24 protein-coding genes and 1 tRNA gene are annotated in these 23,143 nt (G+C 61.3%); 6 read left to right on the top strand and 19 right to left on the bottom strand.

Annotated features, from left to right (window positions below; translation table 11 throughout):
- Positions 1 to 457: 457 nt before the first annotated feature.
- The 9 genes from E8E68_RS13415 to thrS all read right to left on the bottom strand — a co-directional run bounded on the left by E8E68_RS13415 (position 458) and on the right by thrS (position 7,947).
- A tRNA-Pro gene (locus E8E68_RS13415) sits at positions 458 to 534 on the bottom strand.
- Between the two features lie 113 nt (positions 535 to 647).
- Positions 648 to 1,004: a MerR family transcriptional regulator gene (locus E8E68_RS13410; protein WP_044046958.1), complete on the bottom strand. Its 357-nt coding sequence runs from the start codon at positions 1,002 to 1,004 to the stop codon at positions 648 to 650.
- Positions 985 to 1,287, bottom strand: coding sequence for an integration host factor subunit alpha (ihfA, locus tag E8E68_RS13405; protein WP_003250679.1), 303 nt, complete (start codon positions 1,285 to 1,287; stop codon positions 985 to 987). Before ihfA ends, E8E68_RS13410 begins: the two co-directional genes overlap by 20 nt.
- Positions 1,288 to 1,291: 4 nt before the next feature.
- Positions 1,292 to 3,673 carry a phenylalanine--tRNA ligase subunit beta gene (gene pheT, locus E8E68_RS13400; protein ID WP_266031006.1) on the bottom strand — a complete coding sequence of 794 codons (2,382 nt, stop codon included), beginning with the start codon at positions 3,671 to 3,673 and terminating at the stop codon, positions 1,292 to 1,294.
- Between the two features lie 33 nt (positions 3,674 to 3,706).
- Positions 3,707 to 4,723 (bottom strand): phenylalanine--tRNA ligase subunit alpha, encoded by a 1,017-nt coding sequence (pheS, locus tag E8E68_RS13395; protein WP_110743936.1) that lies wholly within the window; start codon positions 4,721 to 4,723, stop codon positions 3,707 to 3,709.
- Positions 4,724 to 4,832: 109 nt separating this feature from the next.
- Positions 4,833 to 5,189 carry a 50S ribosomal protein L20 gene (gene rplT / locus E8E68_RS13390; RefSeq protein WP_003250671.1) on the bottom strand — a complete coding sequence of 119 codons (357 nt, stop codon included), beginning with the start codon at positions 5,187 to 5,189 and terminating at the stop codon, positions 4,833 to 4,835.
- Between the two features lie 27 nt (positions 5,190 to 5,216).
- A complete protein-coding gene (rpmI, locus tag E8E68_RS13385; protein ID WP_003250667.1) occupies positions 5,217 to 5,411 on the bottom strand; it encodes a 50S ribosomal protein L35 in 195 nt (64 codons plus the stop codon).
- Between the two features lie 62 nt (positions 5,412 to 5,473).
- Positions 5,474 to 6,025, bottom strand: a complete 552-nt coding sequence (gene infC, locus E8E68_RS13380) for a translation initiation factor IF-3 (protein WP_016711338.1) — start codon at positions 6,023 to 6,025, stop codon at positions 5,474 to 5,476.
- Positions 6,025 to 7,947 carry a threonine--tRNA ligase gene (thrS, locus tag E8E68_RS13375; protein ID WP_110743935.1) on the bottom strand — a complete coding sequence of 641 codons (1,923 nt, stop codon included), beginning with the start codon at positions 7,945 to 7,947 and terminating at the stop codon, positions 6,025 to 6,027. Before thrS ends, infC begins: the two co-directional genes overlap by 1 nt.
- Positions 7,948 to 8,284: 337 nt before the next feature.
- Between thrS and E8E68_RS13370 the strand changes: the two genes are divergently transcribed.
- Positions 8,285 to 8,590 (top strand): hypothetical protein, encoded by a 306-nt coding sequence (locus E8E68_RS13370; protein ID WP_110743934.1) that lies wholly within the window; start codon positions 8,285 to 8,287, stop codon positions 8,588 to 8,590.
- Positions 8,591 to 8,752: 162 nt separating this feature from the next.
- A complete protein-coding gene (locus tag E8E68_RS13365; protein ID WP_003250656.1) occupies positions 8,753 to 8,965 on the top strand; it encodes a cold-shock protein in 213 nt (70 codons plus the stop codon).
- Positions 8,966 to 9,111: 146 nt separating this feature from the next.
- On the opposite strand, the gene E8E68_RS13360 is transcribed toward E8E68_RS13365, so the two are convergent.
- Complete coding sequence (locus E8E68_RS13360; protein WP_110743933.1) at positions 9,112 to 9,432, bottom strand: I78 family peptidase inhibitor; 321 nt, start codon at positions 9,430 to 9,432, stop codon at positions 9,112 to 9,114.
- A gap of 276 nt (positions 9,433 to 9,708) precedes the next feature.
- Between E8E68_RS13360 and E8E68_RS13355 the strand changes: the two genes are divergently transcribed.
- The gene (locus E8E68_RS13355; protein WP_110743932.1) at positions 9,709 to 9,921 is read left to right on the top strand and encodes a hypothetical protein; all 213 of its coding nucleotides are present in this window, start codon (positions 9,709 to 9,711) and stop codon (positions 9,919 to 9,921) included.
- On the opposite strand, the gene E8E68_RS13350 is transcribed toward E8E68_RS13355, so the two are convergent.
- The 7 genes from E8E68_RS13350 to E8E68_RS13320 form a co-directional block, all read right to left on the bottom strand.
- The gene (locus tag E8E68_RS13350) at positions 9,893 to 10,891 is read right to left on the bottom strand and encodes a nucleoside hydrolase (protein WP_280342094.1); all 999 of its coding nucleotides are present in this window, start codon (positions 10,889 to 10,891) and stop codon (positions 9,893 to 9,895) included. The genes E8E68_RS13355 and E8E68_RS13350 overlap by 29 nt on opposite strands.
- Positions 10,892 to 11,008: 117 nt before the next feature.
- Positions 11,009 to 11,407 (bottom strand): D-ribose pyranase, encoded by a 399-nt coding sequence (rbsD, locus tag E8E68_RS13345; RefSeq protein WP_266031012.1) that lies wholly within the window; start codon positions 11,405 to 11,407, stop codon positions 11,009 to 11,011.
- Positions 11,404 to 12,312, bottom strand: a complete 909-nt coding sequence (gene rbsK / locus E8E68_RS13340; protein WP_280342089.1) for a ribokinase — start codon at positions 12,310 to 12,312, stop codon at positions 11,404 to 11,406. The genes rbsD and rbsK overlap by 4 nt, the downstream gene beginning before the upstream one ends.
- 15 nt (positions 12,313 to 12,327) lie before the next feature.
- The gene (locus E8E68_RS13335) at positions 12,328 to 13,350 is read right to left on the bottom strand and encodes a LacI family DNA-binding transcriptional regulator (RefSeq protein WP_280342087.1); all 1,023 of its coding nucleotides are present in this window, start codon (positions 13,348 to 13,350) and stop codon (positions 12,328 to 12,330) included.
- A gap of 4 nt (positions 13,351 to 13,354) precedes the next feature.
- Entirely contained in the window at positions 13,355 to 14,350 is a 996-nt protein-coding gene (locus E8E68_RS13330; protein WP_266031018.1) for an ABC transporter permease, read from the bottom strand.
- Positions 14,347 to 15,900: a sugar ABC transporter ATP-binding protein gene (locus E8E68_RS13325; protein ID WP_280342078.1), complete on the bottom strand. Its 1,554-nt coding sequence runs from the start codon at positions 15,898 to 15,900 to the stop codon at positions 14,347 to 14,349. Before E8E68_RS13325 ends, E8E68_RS13330 begins: the two co-directional genes overlap by 4 nt.
- 20 nt (positions 15,901 to 15,920) lie before the next feature.
- A complete protein-coding gene (locus E8E68_RS13320; RefSeq protein WP_266031021.1) occupies positions 15,921 to 16,880 on the bottom strand; it encodes a sugar ABC transporter substrate-binding protein in 960 nt (319 codons plus the stop codon).
- A 390-nt stretch (positions 16,881 to 17,270) separates the two neighbouring features.
- On the opposite strand from E8E68_RS13320, the gene E8E68_RS13315 reads away from it, so the two are divergent.
- A complete protein-coding gene (locus E8E68_RS13315) occupies positions 17,271 to 18,359 on the top strand; it encodes an asparaginase (RefSeq protein WP_110743924.1) in 1,089 nt (362 codons plus the stop codon).
- A 111-nt stretch (positions 18,360 to 18,470) separates the two neighbouring features.
- Here E8E68_RS13315 and E8E68_RS13310 read toward each other — a convergent pair whose 3' ends face one another.
- Positions 18,471 to 20,579: a TonB-dependent receptor gene (locus E8E68_RS13310; protein ID WP_280342074.1), complete on the bottom strand. Its 2,109-nt coding sequence runs from the start codon at positions 20,577 to 20,579 to the stop codon at positions 18,471 to 18,473.
- A gap of 136 nt (positions 20,580 to 20,715) precedes the next feature.
- Complete coding sequence (locus E8E68_RS13305; RefSeq protein ID WP_280342071.1) at positions 20,716 to 21,456, bottom strand: GntR family transcriptional regulator; 741 nt, start codon at positions 21,454 to 21,456, stop codon at positions 20,716 to 20,718.
- Positions 21,457 to 21,591: 135 nt separating this feature from the next.
- Here E8E68_RS13305 and E8E68_RS13300 point away from each other — a divergent pair, with 135 nt between their 5' ends.
- Positions 21,592 to 21,876: a UxaA family hydrolase gene (locus tag E8E68_RS13300; RefSeq protein WP_043199623.1), complete on the top strand. Its 285-nt coding sequence runs from the start codon at positions 21,592 to 21,594 to the stop codon at positions 21,874 to 21,876.
- Positions 21,877 to 21,878: 2 nt separating this feature from the next.
- Positions 21,879 to 23,048, top strand: a complete 1,170-nt coding sequence (locus E8E68_RS13295; RefSeq protein ID WP_266031028.1) for a UxaA family hydrolase — start codon at positions 21,879 to 21,881, stop codon at positions 23,046 to 23,048.
- Positions 23,049 to 23,143 lie beyond the last annotated feature (95 nt).

Here is a 23,143-nt window from a genome sequence, read left to right as displayed (position 1 = left end):
TAAATTGCACGAAATCGCCTAGCAACAGAGATTTCTTGCACCTGGCACAGGAAATCTTTGGCTAACTTTTCATGAAATTTGCAATTCGGGCGATTCACATTCCGGCATTCTGCTGCTCAAGCTCCCGCATGTTCGTACAAACAGACCCGATACCCGCTCCGCAGGGCTTTACAGTCCATAGAAAAACATCGAAGCACTTTTCTCCAGCAGCCCGGGCGCTGCTCACTAGACTTCAGCAAGCCGCAAGAAGCGGCTCCTCTTAAGCGACAACGGAGCGTCCCTTGCCATCTGCAAGAGCGGGTGTAAGCGCTCGAGATTCTCTGATTCCGAATTTCTTGCGTAGAGGGTCGTTGAAATCCGGCGGGGCAAAAAGTGGGGCAAAATTGCCAACCAGAAAAAACGCACAAGCATAAAAAAATCCAGTCACCGCTAAGTGACTGGATTCTTTGGAGTTTTATGGTCGGGACGGAGTGATTCGAACACTCGACCCCTTGCACCCCATGCAAGTGCGCTACCGGGCTGCGCTACGCCCCGACTGGGCTTGAAGCATGTTCTCAATCTTGCCGAGAACGTTGAAGAATTTACCCTAACCCTCTGATAAATGGAAGCTTTTTCTCAAAAAAATTTCCATTCATCAGAAACCCGGTTTACTTCTTCAAAACCACCAACACATCCTCCAATTCAACAATCATCTGCCGAATCAGCTGCTTGTACTGGCTAGATTCATCTTTAGCCTCATCACTGGAGAGCCGTAACCGCGCCCCGCCAATGGTAAACCCCTGCTCATAAAGCAGCGCACGAATCTGGCGGATCATCAGCACATCCTGCCGCTGATAATACCGCCGGTTCCCCCGCCGCTTCACAGGGTTCAGCTGGTCGAACTCCTGCTCCCAATACCGCAGCACGTGTGGCTTTACGGCACACAACTCGCTCACTTCACCAATGGTGAAGTAGCGTTTGCCCGGTATGGGGGGCAGTTCGTCGTTATGGCTTGGTTCCAGCATAGGCCTCAACCCGGGCCTTCAACTTCTGCCCTGGACGAAAGGTGACGACGCGCCGTGCGGTGATCGGGATCTCTTCCCCTGTTTTGGGGTTGCGGCCCGGCCGCTGGCGTTTGTCGCGAAGGTCGAAGTTGCCGAATCCGGACAGCTTGACCTGCTCGTTCTCTTCAAGTGCGTGCCGAATTTCTTCAAAAAACAGCTCGACCAGCTCCTTGGCCTCACGCTTGTTAAGCCCCAGCTCCTCGTACAGCCTTTCGGCCATCTCAGCTTTCGTCAGAGCACCCATGCCGTTATTTCCTTAACGTGGTGTTCAACCTTTGTTCGAGCGAGGTGAGGATGTTTTGCAGGGTAGTGTTCACCTCATCGTCGTTAAGAGTGCGCGATGGATGCTGCCAGGTCAAGCCAACGGCAAGGCTTTTTCTATCAGGATCAATGCCTTTACCTTGGTACACATCAAACAGCCTGAGGTCTGTGAGCCATTCGCCTGCATTGTCACGAATTAATTCAAGCACCGCGCTAGAAGCGACGTCACGTCCTGCGATCAAAGCCAGGTCGCGGCGGGTTTCCGGGAACTTGGACAGTTCGCTGAATTTCGGCAGGCGGCCTTCGACCACGTCACCCAGCACCAGCTCGAACAGGAACACAGGGCGGTCCAGGCCCAGGGCCTTGGCCAGCTCTGGGTGGATGGCGCCGAGGTAGCCGACCAGTTTGCCGTCGCGCTCGATGGCGGCGGTCTGGCCTGGGTGCAGGGCTGGGTGTTTGCCGGCGCTGAAGGTGAAGTCGCTCAGGGCGCCGGAGTAACCCAGCAGGGCTTCGACGTCGGCTTTGACGTCGAAGAAGTCGACGCCGTCGCGGCCGTTGGCCCAGCCTTCTGGCAGGCGGCTGCCGGTGATGACGCCGGCAATCATTGGCTGCTGCTGCAGGTCACCCAGTTGGCCGACAAAGCGCAGGCCGCTTTCGAACAGGCGCACGCGGTCTTGCTGGCGATTCAGGTTGTGCTGCAGTGCCTTGACCAGGCCCGGCCACAGCGAGGCGCGCATGGCGGCCATGTCGCTGGAGATGGGGTTGGCCAGCAGCAGCGGCTCTACGCCAGGGCTGAACAGTTCGAACAGTTTCGGATCGATGAAGCTGTAGGTGATGGCTTCCTGGTAGCCGCGGGCAACCAGCAGGCGGCGCAGGGTCGGCAGGTCACCGCGGGTTTCCGGCTTGCCCTGTGGGGCCAGGCGGGCTTGCGGGTAACGAACCGGCAGGTTGTTGTAGCCGTACAGGCGGGCCAGCTCTTCGATCAGGTCCACTTCCAGGCTGATGTCGAAACGGTGGCTTGGAACGGTGACGGTCCACTGCCCTTCTGCACTTTTTACCGTGGTCAGTTCCAGGGCGTTGAGCAGTTGCTCGACCTGAGCTGGGTCCATTTCCATGCCGAGCATCTGGGTGATGCGTTCGGCGCGCAGGGTGACCGGAGCTACTTGCGGCAGGTGCTGTTGGCTGACGGCTTCGACGATCGGGCCGGCTTCGCCGCCAACGGTGTCCAGCAGCAGCTGGGTGGCACGCTCCATGGCTTCGCGGGCCAGTTGCGAGTCGACGCCGCGCTCGTAACGGTGCGAGGCATCGGTGTGCAGGCCGTAGGAACGGGCTTTACCGGCGACGGAAATCGGCTCGAAGAAGGCGCTTTCCAGGAACAGGTCGCGGGTTTTTTCGGTGTTCACACCGCTGTGCTCGCCACCCATGACGCCGGCGATGGCCAGGGCGCGGGTGTGGTCGGCGATGACCAGGGTGTCGGCGCGCAGGGCCACTTCCTGGCCGTCGAGCAGGACGAGTTTTTCACCCTCTTCGGCCATGCGTACGCGAATGCCGCCGTTGATTTCTGCCAGGTCGAAGGCGTGCATCGGCTGGCCGAGTTCGAGCATCACGTAGTTGGTGATGTCGACGGCGGCGTCGATGCTGCGAACATCGCTGCGGCGCAGGCGCTCGACCATCCACAGTGGGGTTGGCTTGCTCAGGTCGACGTTACGGATAACGCGGCCGAGGTAGCGCGGGCAGGCAGCCGGGGCGCTGACTTCAACCGGGCGTACTTCGTCGTGGGCAGCGGCTACGGCCGGCACTACCGGGCGAGTGACCGGGGTGTCGTACAGGGCGCTGACGTCGCGGGCCAGGCCGGCGATGGACAGACAGTCACCGCGGTTCGGCGTGAGGCCGATTTCGATGCTGGCGTCATCCAGGCTCAGGTAGGTACGAATGTTTTCGCCGACCGGGGCGTCGGCTGCCAGTTCCAGCAGGCCGTCGTTCTCTTCGCTGATTTCCAGCTCGGCTGCCGAGCACAGCATGCCAAAGGACTCGACGCCGCGCAGCTTGGCCTTCTTGATCTTGAAGTCGCCCGACAGCTCGGCGCCGATCATGGCGAACGGCACCTTGATGCCTGGGCGGGCGTTAGGGGCGCCGCACACGACCTGGAAGGTTTCCTGGCCGTTGGTCACCTGGCACACGCGCAGCTTGTCGGCGTCCGGGTGTTGTTCGGTGGCGAGGATCTCGCCCACCACGATGCCGCTGAACTGGCCGGCAGCGGGGGTAACGCTGTCGACTTCGAGGCCGGCCATGGACAGGCGGGCGACCAGTTCGTCACGAGAGACTTGCGGGTTTACCCAACCGCGCAGCCACTGTTCACTGAATTTCATGCTGTTCTCCTGAAAGTTGCGTCGGGCATTGACCTAGCGGAATTGCGCGAGGAAGCGCAGGTCGTTGTCGAAGAACAGACGCAAATCGTTGACGCCATAGCGCAGCATGGCCAGGCGCTCGGCACCCATGCCGAAGGCGAAGCCCTGGAACTCTTCAGGGTCAATGCCGGACATGCGCAGCACGTTCGGGTGCACCATGCCGCAGCCCATCACCTCCAGCCAGCCGGTCTGCTTGCACACGCGGCAGCCTTTGCCGGAACACATCACACACTGGATGTCGACTTCAGCGGACGGCTCTGTGAAGGGGAAGAACGATGGGCGGAAACGCACCGCCAGTTCTTTTTCGAAGAACACGCGCAGGAATTCTTCGATGGTGCCCTTGAGGTCGGCGAAGTTGATATCGCGATCGATCAGCAGGCCTTCGACCTGGTGGAACATCGGCGAGTGGGTGATATCCGAGTCGCAACGGTACACGCGGCCTGGGCAGACAATGCGAATGGGCGGCTGGGTGGACTCCATGGTCCGCACCTGCACCGGCGAGGTGTGGGTACGCAGCAGCATGTTGGCATTGAAATAGAAGGTATCGTGCATCGCCCGGGCCGGGTGGTGGCCGGGGATGTTGAGCGCTTCGAAGTTGTGGTAGTCGTCTTCCACCTCTGGGCCTTCGGCAATGCCATAGCCAATGTGGGTGAAGAACTGCTCGATGCGCTCGAGGGTACGGGTGATCGGGTGCAGGCCACCGGTGGCCTGGCCGCGGCCTGGCAGGGTGACGTCAATGCATTCGGCAGCCAGGCGAGCGCTGAGCTCGGCCTCTTCAAAGGCGGCCTTGCGGGCATTGAGCACAACGGTAACGCGCTCTTTGGCGTCGTTGATCAGCGCGCCGACTTTCGGCCGCTCTTCGGCTGGCAGGTTGCCCAGGGTCTTCATCACCTGGGTCAGCTCGCCCTTCTTGCCGAGATAATTAACCCGGATCTGTTCCAGGGCATTGATGTCTTCAGCGCGCTCCACGGCCTCTAGGGCTTGGGAGACCAGCGCATCCAGGTTTTCCATGTACAGACTCCAGATACGAAAATAGGGGAAGAGCTTTGAAGGCTCTTCCCCTATCGATGACGTTCAATGCCCGACGGCGCTAGCACCGCCGGGTGATTGTCGCGGGTACTTAAGCCAGAACGGCTTTAGCTTTCTCGACAATCGCAGCAAACGCCGCTTTTTCGTTCACTGCCAGATCGGCCAGAACCTTACGGTCGATTTCGATCGAAGCCTTTTTCAGGCCAGCAATCAGACGGCTGTAGGACAGACCGTTGGTGCGGGCACCGGCGTTGATACGAGCGATCCACAGTGCGCGGAACTGACGCTTTTTCTGACGACGGTCACGGTAGGCATATTGACCAGCCTTGATGACAGCCTGCTTGGCAACGCGGAATACGCGCGAGCGTGCACCGTAGTAGCCTTTAGCCAGTTTCAGAATTTTCTTGTGACGCTTACGAGCGATGACGCCACGCTTAACACGAGCCATGAGTAACTTCCTCTATCTAAACCAGAATTAACGTACGCGCAGCATGCGCTCGACTTTTGCCACGTCAGACGGGTGCAGCAGGCTGGCACCGCGCAGTTGACGCTTACGCTTGGTCGACATTTTGGTCAGGATGTGGCTCTTGAAAGCGTGCTTGTGCTTGAAGCCGGAAGCGGTCTTCAGGAAGCGCTTCGCAGCACCGCTCTTGGTTTTCATTTTTGGCATGTTGGAACTCCGCATTCGATAAAAATTACACAATAATCATCAGGCCTGCCGTGCCCGGGAGATTACTTCTTCTTTTTGGGGGCGATGACCATCATAAGCTGGCGTCCTTCCATCTTAGGATGCTGCTCAACGGCGCCGTATTCAGCCAGGTCAGCTTCAACCCGCTTCAACAGCTCCATGCCCAGCTCCTGGTGGGCCATCTCACGACCACGGAATCTCAGAGAGATCTTGGCCTTGTCCCCATCGGTAAGGAAACGTACCAGGTTGCGTAGTTTTACCTGGTAATCCCCTTCTTCCGTCCCTGGACGAAACTTGATTTCTTTGATCTGGATCTGCTTCTGGTTTTTCTTGGCTTCGTTGGCCTGCTTCTTCTTTTCGAAGAGGTGCTTGCCGTAGTCCATCACCTTGCAGACAGGCGGTACTGCGTCTGCAGAGATTTCCACCAGATCCAGCTTCGCTTCTTCAGCGATACGAAGCGCTTCATCAATCGAGACGATGCCAACCTGCTCGCCGTCTGCGCCAATTAACCGAACCTCGCGGGCCGAGATATTCTCGTTGATCGGGGCCTTCGGTACAGCACGCTTATCGTTTCTCATTTCACGCTTAATAGTCATTACTCCGATTCTTGGCGACCACGCCGGGAAACCGCATGTGTCAGCAGCTCAGCGAACTGGGCGACGGGCATGGAGCCCAGGTCAGCGCCTTCGCGAGTGCGCACAGCGACGGTTTGCGTTTCGACTTCGCGATCCCCTATAACCAAAAGGTACGGGACCTTGAGCAAAGTATGCTCGCGGATTTTAAAGCCGATCTTCTCATTTCTCAAGTCCGACTTGGCACGGAAACCGCTACCGTTCAGGGTATTTTCCACCTCGAGGGCAAAATCGGCCTGTTTGTCGGTGATGTTCATGATCACCGCCTGGGTCGGTGCCAGCCACGCCGGGAACACGCCCGCGTAGTGCTCGATCAGCATGCCGATGAAGCGTTCGAACGAACCGAGGATGGCGCGGTGCAGCATGACCGGGCGCACTCGGCTGTTATCTTCGGCGATATAGCTGGCATCCAGGCGCTCTGGCAGGTTCGGGTCGTACTGCAGGGTACCACACTGCCAGTTACGGCCGAGGCAGTCGCGCAGGGTGAACTCGATTTTCGGGCCGTAGAAGGCGCCCTCGCCTGGCTGGTATTCCCACTCCAGGCCCGATTCGTTCAGGGCGTCGGCCAGTGCACCTTCGGCGCGGTCCCACAGCTCTTCGGAGCCCACGCGCTTGGCCGGGCGGGTCGACAGCTTCATGGCAATGTCGGTGAAGCCGAAGTCCTTGTACACATCCAGGGTCAGCTTGATGAAGTCGGCGGCTTCTTTCTTCACCTGTTCTTCGGTGCAGAAGATGTGCGCGTCGTCTTGCACGAAGCCACGCACGCGCATGATGCCGTGCAAGGCGCCGGACGGCTCGTTACGGTGGCAGGCACCGAACTCGGCCAGGCGCAGCGGCAGGTCGCGGTAGCTTTTCAGGCCCTGGTTGAACACCTGCACGTGGCACGGGCAGTTCATCGGTTTTACCGCGTAGTCACGGCTTTCCGACGAAGTGGTGAACATGTTCTCGGCATAGTTGGACCAGTGGCCGGAACGCTCCCAGAGAATGCGGTCGACAACCTGCGGGGTCTTGATTTCCTGGTAGCCGTTTACGCGCTGGACCTGACGCATGTACTGCTCGAGTACCTGGTACACGGTCCAGCCGTTGGCGTGCCAGAACACCATGCCCGGGGCTTCTTCCTGAAGGTGGAACAGATCGAGCTGCTTGCCGATCTTGCGGTGGTCGCGTTTTTCAGCTTCTTCGATGCGCTGGATGTAGGCAGCCAGCTGCTTCTTGTCAGCCCAGGCGGTGCCGTACACGCGCTGCAGCTGCTCGTTCTTGGCATCGCCACGCCAGTAGGCGCCGGACAGCTTGGTCAGCTTGAATGCCTTGAGGAAGCGGGTATTCGGCACGTGCGGGCCACGGCACATGTCGACGTATTCTTCGTGGTAGTACAGACCCATGGCCTGCTCATCCGGCATGTCTTCGACCAGGCGCAGCTTGTAGTCTTCGCCACGGGCGGTGAACACGTCGATGACTTCGGCGCGCGGGGTGACTTTCTTGACGACGTCGTAGTCTTTTTCGATCAGCTCCATCATGCGCTTTTCGATGGCGGCCATGTCTTCTGGGGTGAAGGGGCGCTCGTAGGCGATGTCGTAATAGAAGCCTTCGTCAATGACCGGGCCGATGACCATCTTGGCGGTCGGGTACAGCTGCTTCACTGCGTGGCCAACCAAGTGGGCGCACGAGTGACGGATGATCTCCAGTCCCTCTGCATCTTTAGGGGTGATGATCTGCAGGGTGGCGTCTTGGCTGATCAGGTCGCACGCGTCGACCAGTTTGCCATCGACCTTGCCGGCCACGGTGGCCTTGGCCAGGCCAGCACCGATGGATGCGGCAACGTCGGCTACGGATACGGCGTGATCAAACGAACGTTGACTGCCATCGGGAAGAGTAATAACGGGCATGGCGCCTCCTCTCCTAGTGGTGACCCCTACCAAAGGTCACGTGGGTTGGGATGAGCCAGTACAAGATCCGACCTGCCTTCCTTAAAAGGAAGCCTGCCTCACAGTGGCAGAAGCCTTTCGGCTTGCGAGGGACGAACCAGAGTGACTGGAAAGAAAAAAGATAGCTGCGGCCGGCAACGGGGCGACCACAAGCCGAGCATGCTAGCACGCGGGTTGCACCCCAGGCAGAAATATTTGGCAATTACATCTTTCGGGTGAACTAACGCGGAAAAAGTCCTATCAGACCTTGGGAAGCAACCTACTCTTGATGAGACCTTAACCCAAGGAGTAACTGGTTATGCGAGTTCCGTCTCTTCTGGCCCTGGCGGCCGCTGGCGCCCTGCTGCTGCCGGTGGCTGCGAACGCTGGCAACTTCCCACCGGGGAAAGAGGCCGGTTACATGGCTCAGTGCACGCAAGTGGCCAGCGGCCAGGGCGTTGACGCTGCGACCGCGAAAAAACACTGCGACTGTGGCGCTCAAGCCATCAAGAAGAATTTCACCGACGCTGAAATTGCCGACCTGGACAGCCAGGATGGCGTGGACGCGAAACTGATGCAAAAGGCGCAAACCGTTGTAAAACAGGCCTGCGCGCCGAAGAGCTGAAACCTTAAAGCCAGGCCTGGCCGCCGATTCTTTGAGCTGGATCAATATCCTGCGAAGGTAAAAGGCGCTAGATGCGCAGAATTAGACTATGATGTGTCCCGTGCTCCGTAGCCTCGGCCGCATTGCACCACTGAAAAAACTAAATGTTCTGGAGATTCACCCATGTCCAATCGCCAACAAGGCACCGTCAAATGGTTCAATGATGAGAAAGGCTACGGCTTCATCACCCCAGCAGGCGGCGGCGACGACCTGTTCGTTCACTTCAAAGCCATCGAATCCGACGGCTTCAAGAGCCTGAAAGAAGGCCAGACTGTTTCCTTCGTCGCCGAGCGCGGCCAGAAGGGCATGCAGGCTGCACAGGTTCGTCCGGAGTAATTCGGATAGCTGTAAAAAAACCCGCCCTTGTGGCGGGTTTTTTTATGGCCGATTGCATCATCTGAGCAGGGACGGGATTGCCCGTGAAACAGACTGCAGGGTGGATGGCACAGGCTTCGCCCGCAGTGACCACGCCTGCCCGTGCATCAACCGCAGTTGACGCGGGTTACCTTGCCCTGCTCGTCCACGTTCAGGTTCAAGCGCTCGGAGCGGTATTCCAGGGTTACCACATCGTGCGGTTTGAGAATGCGCGCCATCTGCGAACCACTGGCCTTGCGTGCCTGCTCCAAAAGCTCGGCACTGCCCTGCTTGCCAATGGCGAAGTCTGCGCCGCTGGCTTCGCAGCGGCCATCGTTGCCAGCTGGGGTGGCCGGTGCAGCCCCCCCACCAGCATCACCACCAGTGCTGCAACCAGCCAGGACAGCAGCCACCGCCAGGGTTGCCAGGTAAGCACGGGTACGGAACATGAAGCCTCCTAAATCGGTCTGGGAACTGTCTGATCCGACAGTTCCGCTCATCGTTTGTTGCAAAACCGATCAAGTCTGCCTGAACTCTAGCACCGAAGGCGAAACGCAATCGTGACTGGATTTTGCACAACCCGCTGCGTTTGCCATATGCTTAGCTCGCACGGTCACTGGCGCAAGGCCATGATTTGCTGCAAGAAGTGGAGCGCATCCCGCCTCCATCGAGCACCAGGGTCAGGTGTTCATTCCTTCGTTCCGGGCCCCTAGCGAGAGCTTTTCATGAGCAGCCACAGCATCGATGCCGATATCAAGGTCAAGTGGGCCGAGGGCCAGAGTGCGTACAGCCCAGGCACACCAGAGGAGTTGCTGCTGATTGGCATCGACCTGCTGGTGCGCGATCGCGGCGCCGAGGCGGCGCGCAGCTTCATCGAACAAGTGCTGGAGCGCTATGCACCGCACGCGGCTATTCCAATCGCGCCAACCGGGCGCTGAGCAGGTCGAACAGGCCCTGGGCATCGCCCTGCTCCACCCACAGCACGTTGGCCGGCTGCTTGAGCACACCGTACCAGTCGGCGATGGTCTGCCCGAAAGTCGGGCCTTCGCGGCTGTCGATGCTTACATGGATGCGCCGACCACTGAACAGTTCGGGCTTCAACAGGTAGGCGATGACACTGGCGTCGTGCACCGGGCCGCCGGGCATGCCGTACAGGTCCATGTCGTGGGTGATGTAGGCGTTGAGGATATCGACCACACGCTTGCTGGCCTGGTTGTTCACGGCGGCCAGTTGCTTGAGGCGCGCGTCGCTGGTCAGCAGCTTGTGGGTAACGTCCAGCGGCAGGTAGGTGAGCGGCACGCCACTGGCCAGCACCACTTCGGCCGCATGCGGGTCGGCGTAGAGGTTGAATTCCGCCGCCGGGGTGATGTTGCCGCCATTGAAGTGGGCGCCGCCCATGACCACCACCTGCTTGATGCCTTTGACGATGTCCGGGCGCTGGATCAGCGCCAGGGCCAGGTTGGTCTGCGGACCGAGCATGGCCAGGGTGATGCTGTGGGGCTTGGCAGTACCGAGGGTGTCGACCAGGTATTGCACAGCGTTGCCTTGGGCCAGTGGCGCTTTGGGCTCGTGCACCTGCACGCCGGTGAGGCCTTCTTCACCGTGGACCTCGGCGGCGTAGATGGGTGCGCGTACCAGCGGGCGGCCAGCGCCTGCGTATGGAATGTCTTCGCGGCCGGCCCACTCACGGGCCAGGCGGGCGTTGCGCGAAGTTTTATCCAGGCGCACATTGCCAGCAACGGTGGTGATGGCGCGGATGTTGAGGTCTTCGGGCGAGGCCATGGCCAGGAACAGCGCGACCACGTCGTCGGCGCCGGGGTCGGTGTCGATGATCAGGTCGATAGGGGCGGCCTGGAGGGTGGTGGCTGTGGCCATGAAGGCGATTCCTTGTAGCAAGGGCTTCAGCATAAGTCAGGCACTCCTTGTTGCCAGAGCGGATCATGCAGGCGAACCGAAATCTCATATGGGAGCGGGTTTGCCCGCGCCCATGGGAATTGCGCGAGCTTCAAGGTACCGCTTCGGCTGTTAGAACGTGACGCCGGAGACCAGGGCGATGTTGCTGTACGGTTGGCACTCCCCCGTACGCACCACCGCGCGGGCACTGCGCGACAGCACTTTGAAATCCTCATGGCTCAACCATTCGCGCTTGCCCAGCTTGCCCTTCAGGCGCTCAATCTCGACCAACGCTGGCGGCACCACTTTCTGCATTTCTTCAGCCAGCACATGCCGCTCTACCTGCAACTCGCTCAACACCACCCGCAACACACTGGCGAAATCCGGCAGGCCCGGAGTAATTGCCAGGTCGATCAGCTCGACACCGGGCGGCACCGGCAGCCCGGCATCGCCGATCACCAGAATATCGCCATGCCCCATGCCGGCGATGGTCCGCGACAGGGCAACGTTCAGCAGTTGCGTTTTCTTCATGGCGTCAACTCCGCAAGGTAAGGGATCGACGGTTGCGCGCCAGCGCGGGTGACCGACAGCGCGGCAGCACGCTGGCCGAAGGCGATAGCCTCGCCCTCTTCCCACCCTCGGACCAGCCCAGCAGCAAAACCGCCGATGAAGGTGTCGCCAGCAGCGGTAGTGTCCAGCGGCTGCACCACAGGCGCCGGATAGTGCTGATGCCCATTGGCAGTAACCAGCAACGCCCCCTGTGCGCCCAGGGTGATGATCACTTTACCCGCCCCAAGCTGCAGCAAACGCTCACCGGCAAGCAAGGCGCTGCGCTGGTCGGTGACAGGGATGCCAGTCAGGGCTTCGGCCTCGCTTTCGTTAGGGGTGAGGTAATCAATGTGGGCGAACCAGTCCGCCGGCAACGGGCCGGTAGCGGGCGCCGGGTTCAGGATCACCTGCTTACCCAGCTGACGCCCCCTGGCCAGGGTCCAGGCCACGGTTTCTTCCGGCACTTCCAGCTGGCAGATGACCACCTCGGCTGCCTGCAACAGCGCATCGAAGCGCTGGACCGATTCCGGCGTCAGCAGGCCATTGCCACCCGGAATGATGACAATGCAGTTCTGGCTGGTGGCATCCACGGTAATCAAAGCAACCCCGCTGGACACCCCAGGGCAGGTGCTGACGCCCTGGCAGTCGATGCCCTCGACATACAGCGCCCGGTGCAACTGCCGACCGTAATCATCGTCGCCGACATTGCCGATCATCGCCACACTGCCACCCAGCCGCGCCACCGCTACGGCCTGGTTGGCGCCCTTGCCGCCCGGCACGGTGAAAAAACTTTCGCCGGGGACTGTTTCGCCTGCACGGGGCAGGCGCTGGGCGCGGACGACCAGGTCCATATTGAGGCTGCCGACCACCACGACCTTGGCATTCATGACATTTCCTTAGCGTTAGCGGTAATCGTTGAACAGGTCCGGGCGCGGCCCGGTGGACTCACGCAGCACAATGCGCGGTGCAACAATGCGTTGCTCCGCCGCCCCTTGCCGGGGGGTGCCGATACGCGTCAGCAGCAGCGAGGCGGCGCTCTCGCCCAGTTCGCGGATCGACTGGCCGACCGTGGTCAGCGGCGGGTACACGTAGCGGCTGAGTTCGATGTCGTCGAAGCCGATCACCGACAATTCACCAGGCACGTTGATGTTGCGCTCGGCGGCGGCACGCAGCACGCCGAAACCGATCATGTCGTTACCGGCAAAAATCGCCGTGGGCCGCTTGCCGTCCAGCACCTGCGCTGCTGTCGCATGGCCGCCCGGGCTGGTGAAATCACAATGCCGCACGCGGTTGCCCAGCACTGGCGCCCCCACCTCGGCCATGGCCCGGCGAAAACCGCTCAGGCGCAGCTGGGTCACCCCGGTTTCTGCAGGGCCGCCGATATAGGCGATATCGCGATGGCCCAGCGCCAGCAGGTGCTGGGTGGCAAGGTAGGCGCCCTGCTCATGGTCGATGCGCACCAGGTCGGCATCGACGCCTTCCAGTTCACGGTCGACGATGACCATGGGCGTGCGCACGCTGGCCAGGCTTTGCAGCAGGTCGCTGTCCTGCCCCACCGAAGCCACCACCAAGCCATCGATGCGCTTTTCCAGCAGCACGCGCAGGTAGCTGCGCTGCTTTTGAGGGTTGTCGTCGGAGTTGCACAAAATCACGCAGTAGCCGTTGCGCTCGCAGGCGTCCTCGATCCCACGGGCCAGTTCGGCGAAGTACGGGTTGACGCTGTTGGGCACCAGCAGGCCGATGGTGGCAGTGCTGCGCGCTTTCAACGAACGCGCCACCGCGCTGGGCACGTAATCGAGCTCGATGATGGCGGCTTCCACTTTCAGCCGCACCTGCTCGCTGACGGGCCGGGTCTTGTTCAATACATGGGACACGGTGGTGTACGAAATACCGGCCAGTGCCGCGACGTCTTTGATGGTTGCCATGTTTTCAGTTCCGCCGGCCTGCACGCCGGCTACGGTAAGTGTCGAGCACCACGGCGATGACGATCACCGCCCCGGTGATGATGCGTTTGGTCGGTTCGCTGGCACCGATCTGGGCCAGCCCGGCGGCCAGGACCGAAATGATCAGTACCCCAAAGAACGTGCTGATGACCGAGCCGCGCCCGCCCATCAGGCTGGTGCCGCCGATCACCACGGCGGCGATCACCTGCAGCTCCAGGCCGGAGCCGGCATTGGGGTCGGCCGCTTCCAGCCGGGAAATCTGAAACAGCGCGGCCAGGCCGGCGAGCAGGCCCATCAGGGCGAACACCAGCACTTTGTATGGGCGCGGGTCGATACCCGCGAGGCGAACGGCCTCTTCGTTGGTGCCGATGCCGATCAGGTAGCGGCCAAACACCGTGCGGGTCAGGACCAGATGGGCCAGCACGATTACCAGCAAGGCGATCACGAACGCCGGCGAGATGCCAAAGGCCACCGGGTTTGAGAACCAGGCATAGGCATCGCCGATATAGGCGGTACGCGAGTCGGTGAACTGGTAGGCCAGGCCGCGGGCCATTTCCAGCACACCGAGTGAAACGATGAACGACGGGATGCGCCAGGCCACGGTAACGCCACCGGTGATGCTGCCCGCCAGCGCCGCCACGGCCATGCCCAACAGCGCCGAAGGCAGCACGCCCCAGCCCCAGCCGAGAATCGCCACACTCACCGTAGAGGCGGCCAAGGCCAGCACCGAACCTACCGACAGGTCGATGCCGCCGATGATGAGCACGAAGGTCATGCCCACCGCCAGCACCATCAGGTCGGGGATCTGGTTGGCCAGGGTGCTGAAGGTGTTGTACGACCAGAAGTGGGTGCTGAGGAACGAGAACAGCACGATCATCGCCAGCAAGGCGCCGGCCAGGCCCAAGTAAGTGCCCAGGCCAAAATAGGTGCCACTGCGGCGCACGGGGGCGGCGCCTTGGCTGTCGAGCGGGGTGGTTTTCATGCGTTCATCCTGGGGGCTGCCTCATGCAGCAGTGCGTCACGTTTCTGGTAACCAGCAAAGGCAGCGGCAAGCAGCTGGTCCTGGCTCCAGTGGTCACGGTCGAAGGTGTCGATCAGGCGGCCGGCAGACAGCACCGCAATGCGGTCGCAGATCAGCATCAGCTCGCGCAGGTCGCTGGACACCACTACCAGCGCCTTGCCCTGGCGTGCCAGTTCGGCCAGCAGGCCGTAGATGTCGAACTTGGCGCCGACGTCGATACCACGGGTGGGTTCGTCGAACAGCAGCACCTGGCAGTCGCGCTCCAGCCAGCGGCCGATCACCACCTTCTGCTGGTTGCCGCCAGACAGCTCGCCGACGATTTGCTGCGTGCCAGCACTGCGAATGCGCATGGCCCGGACCTGGCGCTCGGCCAGGGCCTTTTCCGCCTCGCCATCGAGTATGCCGGCCCGCGACACGGCACCAAGGTTGCCCAGGGCGATATTGGCGCTGATCGACTGGGTCAGCAGCAGGCCTTCGCCCTTGCGGTCTTCCGTAATCAGCGCGATACCGGCCCGGACCGCAGCCCTGGGGGAATCGATGGAGACGGGCTGCGGGGGCTGGCCCAGTGCAATGCTGCCGCTTTCGGCACGGTCAGCGCCGTAGATCAGGCGCAACAGCTCGGTGCGCCCGGCACCGATCAGGCCAGAAATACCAAAAATCTCCCCTGCCCTGACCTCGAACGAGACCTCACGCACCTTGTCACCACGGCTGAGCCTGTCGACCTTGAGCAATGGTGCGCCGATCTGCCGGCGGCCGAGGTCAATATGCTCGCCCAGCTCGCGGCCAACCATCAGGTTGACCAGCTCGGCGCTGCTGTAGCGCTGGATAGGTTCGTCGCACACCAACTTGCCGTCGCGCAGCACGACGATGCGCTGGGCCACGCGTTGCAGCTCTTCCAGGCGGTGGGAGATGTAGACGATGGCCACGCCACGCTCGCGCAGGCGCTCGATCTGGGTGAACAGCAGCTCCACCTCACGTGCGGTGAGCATGGCGGTGGGTTCGTCAAAGATCAGCACATGGCAGTCGCCGATCAGGTTGCGGGCGATTTCGACCATTTGCTGATGGCCGATGCCCAGCTCACCAACCGGTGTATCCGGGTCGATGGCGTCGAGGCCGACCTGGGCCATGGCGGCCGTCGCCAGTTGGCGCAGGCGCTTGTGGCTGATCCAGCCGAAGCGGCTGGGCAGGTTGTCGAGGAACAAGTTCTCAGCCACCGTCAGCGTAGGCAGCAGGTTCAGCTCCTGCATGACCATGCGCACCCCAAGGCGCTCGGCGTCTCGCCGGCTGGCCGGCGCGTAGGCCTGCCCGCGATAGACCATCTGCCCAGTGGTGGGGGTTTCCAGGCCGCTGATCAGCTTGGACAACGTGCTCTTGCCCGCACCGTTTTCGCCGGTCAGGGCCAGCACTTCGCCGGCCCGCAGGGTCAGGCTGACCTCGCCCAGCACCGGCTGGGCGTAGGTCTTGCCCAAACCGCTGGCGGCTAGCACTACTTCATTGGCCGATGCAGGCATGGCCGTTTCTCCAGGCAGTGTCAGGGCTTCTTGGTGATAAGTTCGACCGGGGTCTGGATCACGTTGTCGGCATCCACGTCAGGTTTTTCGCCATTAACCATTTTCAATGCCGCCTGAATACCGAATACGGCTTGTTGGCTGGCAGCCTGGTCGAGGGTGGCGAGCACACGGCCGTCGGCGAGCATCGGCTTGATGGCGTTGATGTTGTCGTAGCCCACCACTTGCACCTGACCAGCCTTGCCGGCAGCACGAACGGCCGACACGGCGCCCAACGCCATGCTGTCGTTACCGGCCAGCAGGGCCTTCAGGTCGGGGTACTCGTTGAGCATGGAGGCGGCGACGGCGTTGCCTTTGTCGATTTCCCAGTTGCCGCTTTGCACCGACACGATTTTCATCTGCGCAGCGTTCATGGCGTCTTTGAAGCCGGCGGTGCGCTGCTGGGCGTTGGTGGTGGTCGGCACGCCTTCGATGATGCCGACCTGGTCGCCGGGCTTGAGCTTCTGGCTGGCCAGGTAATCACCGACCAGACGCGCGCCCTTGCGGTTGTCGGGGCCGACAAAGGGCACGCTGATGCCCTTGCTCTTGAGCAATTCAGGGTCCAGGCGGTTGTCGATATTGACCACCACCACACCTTTGTCCATGGCCTTCTTCACTGCCGATACCAATGCTTTGGAATCGGCCGGGGCGATCACCAGGGCCTTGGCGCCGGAGTTGACCATTTGCTCGACGATGCGGATCTGCTCGGATGTGTCGGTTTCGTTCTTGATGCCGTTGGCGATCAGGTCGAAATCATCAGCGTGGGCTTTTTGGTAATCCTTGGCGCCGTCTTCCATGGTGCGGAAAAACTCGTTGGCCAGCGATTTCATGACCAGAGCGACCTTGGGCTTTTCTTCGGCGTGGGCGGCCGACACAGGCAGGGCGAATGACAACGAGGAAAGGACAGCGAGGGCGAGCAGACGACCGGGGAACGGCAGTTTCATGGACGATGACTCCGAATCTTGTTTTTTTATCGGATCGCAAACGTTTGCGGTACCTAACTATGGAAACAGGACCGTGGTTTGTCAAATCCGTTTGGCTGTCGGAGGCCAACGACTTCTGCTGCTGATTATCCAGATTTTTCCGAAAAACCGAACACCTTTTCCTATGCTTGTTCGGATTTACGAACGTCGCAGAAGCAGCCTGCCGTCGTAATGGGCCGCGTAACACACCCAACAGCCTGTGCCGAAGCGCCGATTTCCCGGGGCAATGCCCCCCTTTACCGATGGCAGGCTGCCACTGTGCAAGCAGCGCATACCGGCTTGGTACGAAAGATGCCTTGAAGCCTGGGCGACTCAATAATCATCTCACCGGAAAGAGAGAGAACAATAACGATGAATGCCGCACTTAAAACCTTCGCCCCCAGCGCGCTCGCGCTGCTGCTGATCCTGCCCGCCACCGCCTCCGCCAAGGAAGCCGAAAACCAGCAAAAGCTGGCCAACGTGGTCATCCTCGCCACCGGCGGCACCATTGCCGGTGCCGGCGCCAGCGCCGCCAACAGCGCCACCTACCAGGCTGCCAAGCTGGGCGTAGACAAACTGATTGCCGGCGTCCCGGAACTGGCCGACATTGCCAACGTGCGCGGCGAGCAGGTCATGCAGATCGCCTCGGAAAGCATCAGCAACGACGACCTGCTGAAACTGGGCAAACGCGTCGCCGAGCTGGCCGATAGCAAGGATGTCGACGGCATCGTCATTACCCACGGCACCGACACCCTGGAAGAAACAGCCTACTTCCTCAACCTGGTCGAGAAGACCGACAAGCCGATCGTGGTGGTTGGCTCGATGCGCCCGGGCACCGCCATGTCCGCCGACGGCATGCTCAACCTTTACAATGCCGTGGCCGTGGCAGGCGACAAGCAGTCGCGGGGCAAGGGCGTGCTGGTGACCATGAACGACGAGATCCAGTCCGGCCGTGACGTCAGCAAGTCGGTCAACATCAAGACCGAAGCGTTCAAGAGCGCCTGGGGCCCGATGGGCATGGTCGTGGAAGGCAAGTCGTACTGGTTCCGCCTGCCGGCCAAGCGCCACACGGTCAACTCCGAGTTCGACATCAAGCAGATCAGCAGCTTGCCGCAGGTGGACATCGCCTATGGCTATGGCAACGTCACCGACACCGCCTACAAGGCATTGGCACAGAACGGCGCCAAAGCGCTGATCCATGCCGGCACCGGCAACGGTTCGGTGTCGTCGCGGGTGGTACCGGCGCTGCAGGAACTGCGCAAGAACGGTGTGCAGATCATTCGCTCGTCGCACGTCAACCAGGGTGGTTTCGTGCTGCGTAACGCCGAACAGCCGGACGACAAGAACGACTGGGTCGTGGCCCATGACCTGAACCCGCAGAAGGCGCGGATCCTGGCGATGGTGGCGATGACCAAGACCCAGGACAGCAAAGAGCTGCAGCGGATCTTCTGGGAATACTGATTGCCAAATGGGTTGGCCGGCGCCCCTTTGCACCGGCCAACCCTTAACCCCCAGGTAGCGAGCTGCGCCGCTGACACCTGGGTGTGGGCAAAGCATCCAGCACGTTGGCGGCTACCTGAACTGGTACGCCAGCCCAGCCCCCGCATACCACGAACGCCCAGGCGCAGCCTCGTAGTAACGCCCGTTGCTATCCCCGACAATCACCGACCCCACATATTGCCGGTCAAACAGGTTGTCCAGCCGCACCAGCTGGTGGAACGTCCATGCCCCCACATGCTGTTCAAAGCGTGTACGCCAGTTGAACACCGCGTATGCCGGTGCTGCCTTGGCGTCGTTGCTGTCGTCCACATACACCTTGCTGCGGTACTGCCCTTCAACCCCCATGCTGACCGACGCAACAGGCCTCCACACCAGCTCGCCGTAAAGGTTGTCCAGCGGCACACCTGGCAGCCGGTTGCCACTTTGGATGGCCTGGCTGACATCCTCGGCGTAGCGTGCATCGGTGCGGGTGTACACCACGGTAGCCTGCCACTGCTCATTCAAGTCGCTCTGCAGGCTCGCCTCGAAGCCTCGCCGTAGGGTACGCCCGGCATTGCGATAGCTGGTGCGGCCATCGGTAGCGCTGGCCACGACGATTTCGTCATCGGTATGAATCTCATACAGCGCCGCATTCAGCCGCGTACGTTCGCTCAGCCGATACTTCACACCCATTTCATACTGCAGGCTGGTAGCGGGCTTGAGCCCGAAGTTGAAGCTTTCGACTTCACCCGGCGCGTAGGCCATCTCGGCCTGGGTGGGCGTCTCGAAGCCCTTGCCAACGCTAACGTAGCCACGCAGGTCTGGCGTGAACGCGTACATCACCGACAGCGAAGGCGTGGCCTGCTGATACTTTTTCGAGCCGCTGGAATCGCCGTTTACCAGGTAATGGTCATCGACGCGCATGTTCATGGTGCTGTAGCGCAGCCCCAGTTCGCTGGTCCAGTTGCCGATTTCCCAATGCGCCTGCAGGTAGGGGTCCAGGCTGGTGGCGGTGTCCTGCTCGTCACGCCGCAGTTCGCCTTTCACGCCCAGCTGGCCACCGCTGAAGTTCTGGTAGCCGCGGCGGTCGTCCTTGCTCTGGTCATAATCGGCGCCCACAGTGAAGGTCAGGTCGCCGGGCACATTGGCAACCGGCTGGATCCAGCGCAGGGTGCCGCCATGGAACTCACGGTCGAAGTCGACCACGCCGCCGCCACGCTGGCTGTTGGAGGCCACCGACCTTGGAATGGACAGATACTGCACGACGCTGCGTTGCCCCGCGTACAGGTTGAACTGCAAGGTAGCGTCGCCGAAGTAGCGCTCGTAGTTCATGCCCACCTGCTGGTGGTCGATGCTTTTGCGCGTGTTGTAGGTTTGCGCCGCTGCGGCGGTGGAACGCGGGTCGTGCTTGTAGGCCTCCCAGGTCTGCCCTAGCGGGTCCTGGGTGTTGTTCTGCTCAAGGCTGCTGTAGATCAGCGCCATGCGCGAATCGTCATCAGGCTTGAAGTTGACCTTGGCGAAGGTCTGGTCACGGCGCGCGGCACTGTGGTCGCGGTAGCCATCGGTGTCCATGCGCGAGCCATCCAGCACGAACCCGGCAGCGTCGTTGCCGCCCTCGGCGGACAGGTGGTTCTTGTTGAAGCCGTCGCTGCCGAACGTGGTTTCGGCCCCCACACGGGCTGGGCCCTGGCCATCGCGGCTGAACATCTGGACCACCCCGCCAGCGTTGCTGCCATAAAGCGTGGCGGCCGGGCCGCGCAACACTTCGATGCGCTCGGCCACGTCCAGGTTCAGCGTAGCCGCCTGCCCTTGGCCGTCGGGGGTACTGGCCGGGATGCCATCACTGATCAGCTTGATGCCGCGCACACCGAATGCCGAGCGTGCGCCATAACCTCGCGAGGAAACCTGCAGGTCCTGGGCATAGTTCTGGCGGTTTTGCACCACCAGCCCTGGCACCTTGGTCAGCACTTCCGACAGGTTGACGCCAAGCTGGCCATCGGTGCCACTGGACAGGTCGACGGTGTCGACCGAAAACGGCAGGTCGAAGGAGCTGGTAGGCGCGTAGACGCCGGTGACTACCACTGGGTCGATCAACAGTGCATTGGAACCCTCGGCAGCGGCATGGCATGGGGCACTGATGCCCAATGTCAGAAAAACCAACCGCCCACAATGGGCGGGTATGCGTAAAACAAGCGGATACATTCAAAACTTCCATAAACCCAGCAGCCTTCAGGGCCGCTTCGCAGCTCGTCGTCGGCAGGTCAGGCGCCCACACGTACAGCGCGAAACTTCTCAGCTGCGCTGCACCCTTGGGCGCCCGGCTTGCCGGGGACGGGCACTAAATTCTATTGATGTAGCAATGCCCTTGAGTGCTGACCACAGACACCCGCTTTTCGATCGCCCTGCCCTGGTAATCCAGGGCGGTACGCACGATCTGCAGCAGCGGCGCCCCAGTTGCGATACCCAGCGCCTGCGCCTGGCTGGCATCGGCGCTGATGGCAAAGATCCGCTCCTGGGCATGGGCGACCGTCGCGCCAAAGCGCTGCTGGTACAACCGGTACAGGGTGTTGGGCAACACCTCGGGCTGCCGCTCGAGGCCAATGAAGCGGTCGGCACAGAGGATGATGTCCTCGTAGATGACCGGCTTGCCGTCCAGTTCGCGCGTGCGCGAAATGTGGATCACCTTGCCGCCTGGTGCCAGCCCCAGCTCCTGTGCTTCCTGTGCAGTGGCCTTGCGCACCTTGCGACCGAGCACCATTGACACCGGCAGGCAGCGTTCGCCGTCCGGGCGGCAGATGTTGAAGAAGCGGAACAAGGCATGGTCACCATCATGGGTGGCAACCGATGTGCCCTTGCCCTGCTGGCGCACTACGACATTCTCGGCCACCAGCTCATTGAGGGCCTTGCGCAAGGTGCCGACGCTGACCTGGTAAGTGGTCGCCAGTGCCGCCTCACTTGGAATGAACGTGCCAGGCGACCACTCCCCCGAATTGATGCGCTCCATCAGCAAGTCCTTGATCTGCATGTACAGCGGCTGGAAGGTCGGGGCCTTCTGCGGGTTTTGCAGTGCTTCGTTCATGGTCATCGGTCATCACTGGCGGGTGTTGCCCAAGTATAACCCGGACGAGAAAAAAACAACTCACCTTGACTATCCTATAACCCATGTCCTATACATGACTTACGGCATATGAATGTCCGTCACAGGAGAACAACAATGAGCATTGATTTTGTCGTCCACGATGCTGATGACGCCGTCGGCGTCGTAGTAGTCGAAGGCGTGCAGGCGGGCCAGAAGTTGACAGGCTGGGTCATGGACCAGGACCAGACCCTGGAATTCGTGGTACGCGACGCCATCCCGATCGGCCACAAGCTGGCCATCCGTGACCTGCAGGAAGGCGATACGGTGATCAAGTACGGCGTCGACATCGGCCGGGTGATCAAACCCATCCGTGAAGGCGAGCACCTGCACGTTCACAACGTCAAGACCAAGAGGTGGTAAGCATGCAATCCAATGGGCGCACTTTCCTGGGCTACCGCCGCGACAATGGCCGCGTGGGCATTCGCAACCACGTGATCATCCTGCCGGTGGACGATATCTCCAATGCGGCTGCCGAAGCCGTGGCCAACAACATCAAGGGCACCCTCGGGCTGCCACATCCATATGGCCGTCTGCAATTCGGCGAGGACCTAGAGCTGCACTTCCGCACCCTGATCGGCACGGGCTGCAACCCCAACGTGGCAGCGGTGGTGGTGATCGGTATCGAACCCGGCTGGACCCGGCGGGTGGTCGAAGGCATCCGTGCCAGCGGCAAGCCGGCCGAAGGCTTCTGGATCGAACAGAACGGCGACCACAACACCATCTGCGCCGCCTCCCGCAAAGCCCGTGAGTTCGTGCAGTACGCCACCGAGCTGCGACGCGAAGAATGCGACATCAGCGAGTTGTGGGTGTCGACCAAGTGCGGCGAGTCCGATACCACCTCCGGCTGCGGCGCCAACCCCACTGTCGGCAACGCCTTCGACAAGCTGTATGCACAAGGCTGCACCCTGGTTTTCGGGGAAACCTCCGAGCTGACCGGTGGTGAACACCTGGTGGCCGAGCGCTGCAGCACCCCGGCAGTACGCGAGCGGTTCCAGTTCATGTTCGACCGCTACAGCGCCATGATCGACCGCTGGAAAACCAGTGACCTGTCTGAGTCGCAGCCGACCAAGGGCAACATCGAAGGCGGCCTGACCACCATCGAGGAAAAGGCCCTGGGCAACATCCAGAAGATTGGCCGCAAATGCCGGGTGGATGGCGTGCTGGACAAGGCCGAGGCGCCCACCGGGCCGGGGCTATGGTTCATGGACTCATCATCTGCCGCCGCCGAAATGGTCACTCTGTGCGCAGCCTCCGGGTATGTGGCGCACTTTTTCCCCACCGGCCAGGGCAACGTCATCGGCAACCCGATCCTGCCGGTGATCAAGATCTGCGCCAACCCGCGCACCTTCCGTACCATGGGTGAGCACATCGACGTGGATGTTTCCGGCCTGCTGCGACGCGAAATCAACATGGACGATGCCGGCGACCGCTTGCTCGACATGCTGATGCGCACCGCCAACGGCCGCTACACGGCCGCCGAAGCACTGGGGCACCGCGAGTTCGTGCTGACCCGCCTGTTCGAAAGCGCCTGACCTGCCGCGCCGTTGCCTGCCAAGGGCAACGGCGCGCTTCCCTGCCTGCGTTCAAGAAGTACGTCTCACAACAACCATAAATGGAGACCTTCATG

The organism is Pseudomonas sp. BN607 (assembly GCF_029871175.1).
GTDB lineage: Bacteria > Pseudomonadota > Gammaproteobacteria > Pseudomonadales > Pseudomonadaceae > Aquipseudomonas.
This window is presented reverse-complemented; position numbering and strand designations above follow the sequence as displayed.

Excerpts from the sequence above, each read along its gene's own strand:
- E8E68_RS13410 (WP_044046958.1), bottom strand. The coding sequence starts at position 1,004 with ATGCTGGAACCAAGCCATAACGACGAACTGCCCCCCATACCGGGCAAA.
- ihfA (WP_003250679.1), bottom strand. The coding sequence starts at position 1,287 with ATGGGTGCTCTGACGAAAGCTGAGATGGCCGAAAGGCTGTACGAGGAG.
- pheT (WP_266031006.1), bottom strand. The coding sequence starts at position 3,673 with ATGAAATTCAGTGAACAGTGGCTGCGCGGTTGGGTAAACCCGCAAGTC.
- pheS (WP_110743936.1), bottom strand. The coding sequence starts at position 4,723 with ATGGAAAACCTGGATGCGCTGGTCTCCCAAGCCCTAGAGGCCGTGGAG.
- rplT (WP_003250671.1), bottom strand. The coding sequence starts at position 5,189 with ATGGCTCGTGTTAAGCGTGGCGTCATCGCTCGTAAGCGTCACAAGAAA.
- rpmI (WP_003250667.1), bottom strand. The coding sequence starts at position 5,411 with ATGCCAAAAATGAAAACCAAGAGCGGTGCTGCGAAGCGCTTCCTGAAG.
- infC (WP_016711338.1), bottom strand. The coding sequence starts at position 6,025 with ATGACTATTAAGCGTGAAATGAGAAACGATAAGCGTGCTGTACCGAAG.
- thrS (WP_110743935.1), bottom strand. The coding sequence starts at position 7,947 with ATGCCCGTTATTACTCTTCCCGATGGCAGTCAACGTTCGTTTGATCAC.
- E8E68_RS13370 (WP_110743934.1), top strand. The coding sequence starts at position 8,285 with ATGCGAGTTCCGTCTCTTCTGGCCCTGGCGGCCGCTGGCGCCCTGCTG.
- E8E68_RS13365 (WP_003250656.1), top strand. The coding sequence starts at position 8,753 with ATGTCCAATCGCCAACAAGGCACCGTCAAATGGTTCAATGATGAGAAA.
- E8E68_RS13360 (WP_110743933.1), bottom strand. The coding sequence starts at position 9,432 with ATGTTCCGTACCCGTGCTTACCTGGCAACCCTGGCGGTGGCTGCTGTC.
- E8E68_RS13355 (WP_110743932.1), top strand. The coding sequence starts at position 9,709 with ATGAGCAGCCACAGCATCGATGCCGATATCAAGGTCAAGTGGGCCGAG.
- E8E68_RS13350 (WP_280342094.1), bottom strand. The coding sequence starts at position 10,891 with ATGCTGAAGCCCTTGCTACAAGGAATCGCCTTCATGGCCACAGCCACC.
- rbsD (WP_266031012.1), bottom strand. The coding sequence starts at position 11,407 with ATGAAGAAAACGCAACTGCTGAACGTTGCCCTGTCGCGGACCATCGCC.
- rbsK (WP_280342089.1), bottom strand. The coding sequence starts at position 12,312 with ATGAATGCCAAGGTCGTGGTGGTCGGCAGCCTCAATATGGACCTGGTC.
- E8E68_RS13335 (WP_280342087.1), bottom strand. The coding sequence starts at position 13,350 with ATGGCAACCATCAAAGACGTCGCGGCACTGGCCGGTATTTCGTACACC.
- E8E68_RS13330 (WP_266031018.1), bottom strand. The coding sequence starts at position 14,350 with ATGAAAACCACCCCGCTCGACAGCCAAGGCGCCGCCCCCGTGCGCCGC.
- E8E68_RS13325 (WP_280342078.1), bottom strand. The coding sequence starts at position 15,900 with ATGCCTGCATCGGCCAATGAAGTAGTGCTAGCCGCCAGCGGTTTGGGC.
- E8E68_RS13320 (WP_266031021.1), bottom strand. The coding sequence starts at position 16,880 with ATGAAACTGCCGTTCCCCGGTCGTCTGCTCGCCCTCGCTGTCCTTTCC.
- E8E68_RS13315 (WP_110743924.1), top strand. The coding sequence starts at position 17,271 with ATGAATGCCGCACTTAAAACCTTCGCCCCCAGCGCGCTCGCGCTGCTG.
- E8E68_RS13310 (WP_280342074.1), bottom strand. The coding sequence starts at position 20,579 with ATGTATCCGCTTGTTTTACGCATACCCGCCCATTGTGGGCGGTTGGTT.
- E8E68_RS13305 (WP_280342071.1), bottom strand. The coding sequence starts at position 21,456 with ATGAACGAAGCACTGCAAAACCCGCAGAAGGCCCCGACCTTCCAGCCG.
- E8E68_RS13300 (WP_043199623.1), top strand. The coding sequence starts at position 21,592 with ATGAGCATTGATTTTGTCGTCCACGATGCTGATGACGCCGTCGGCGTC.
- E8E68_RS13295 (WP_266031028.1), top strand. The coding sequence starts at position 21,879 with ATGCAATCCAATGGGCGCACTTTCCTGGGCTACCGCCGCGACAATGGC.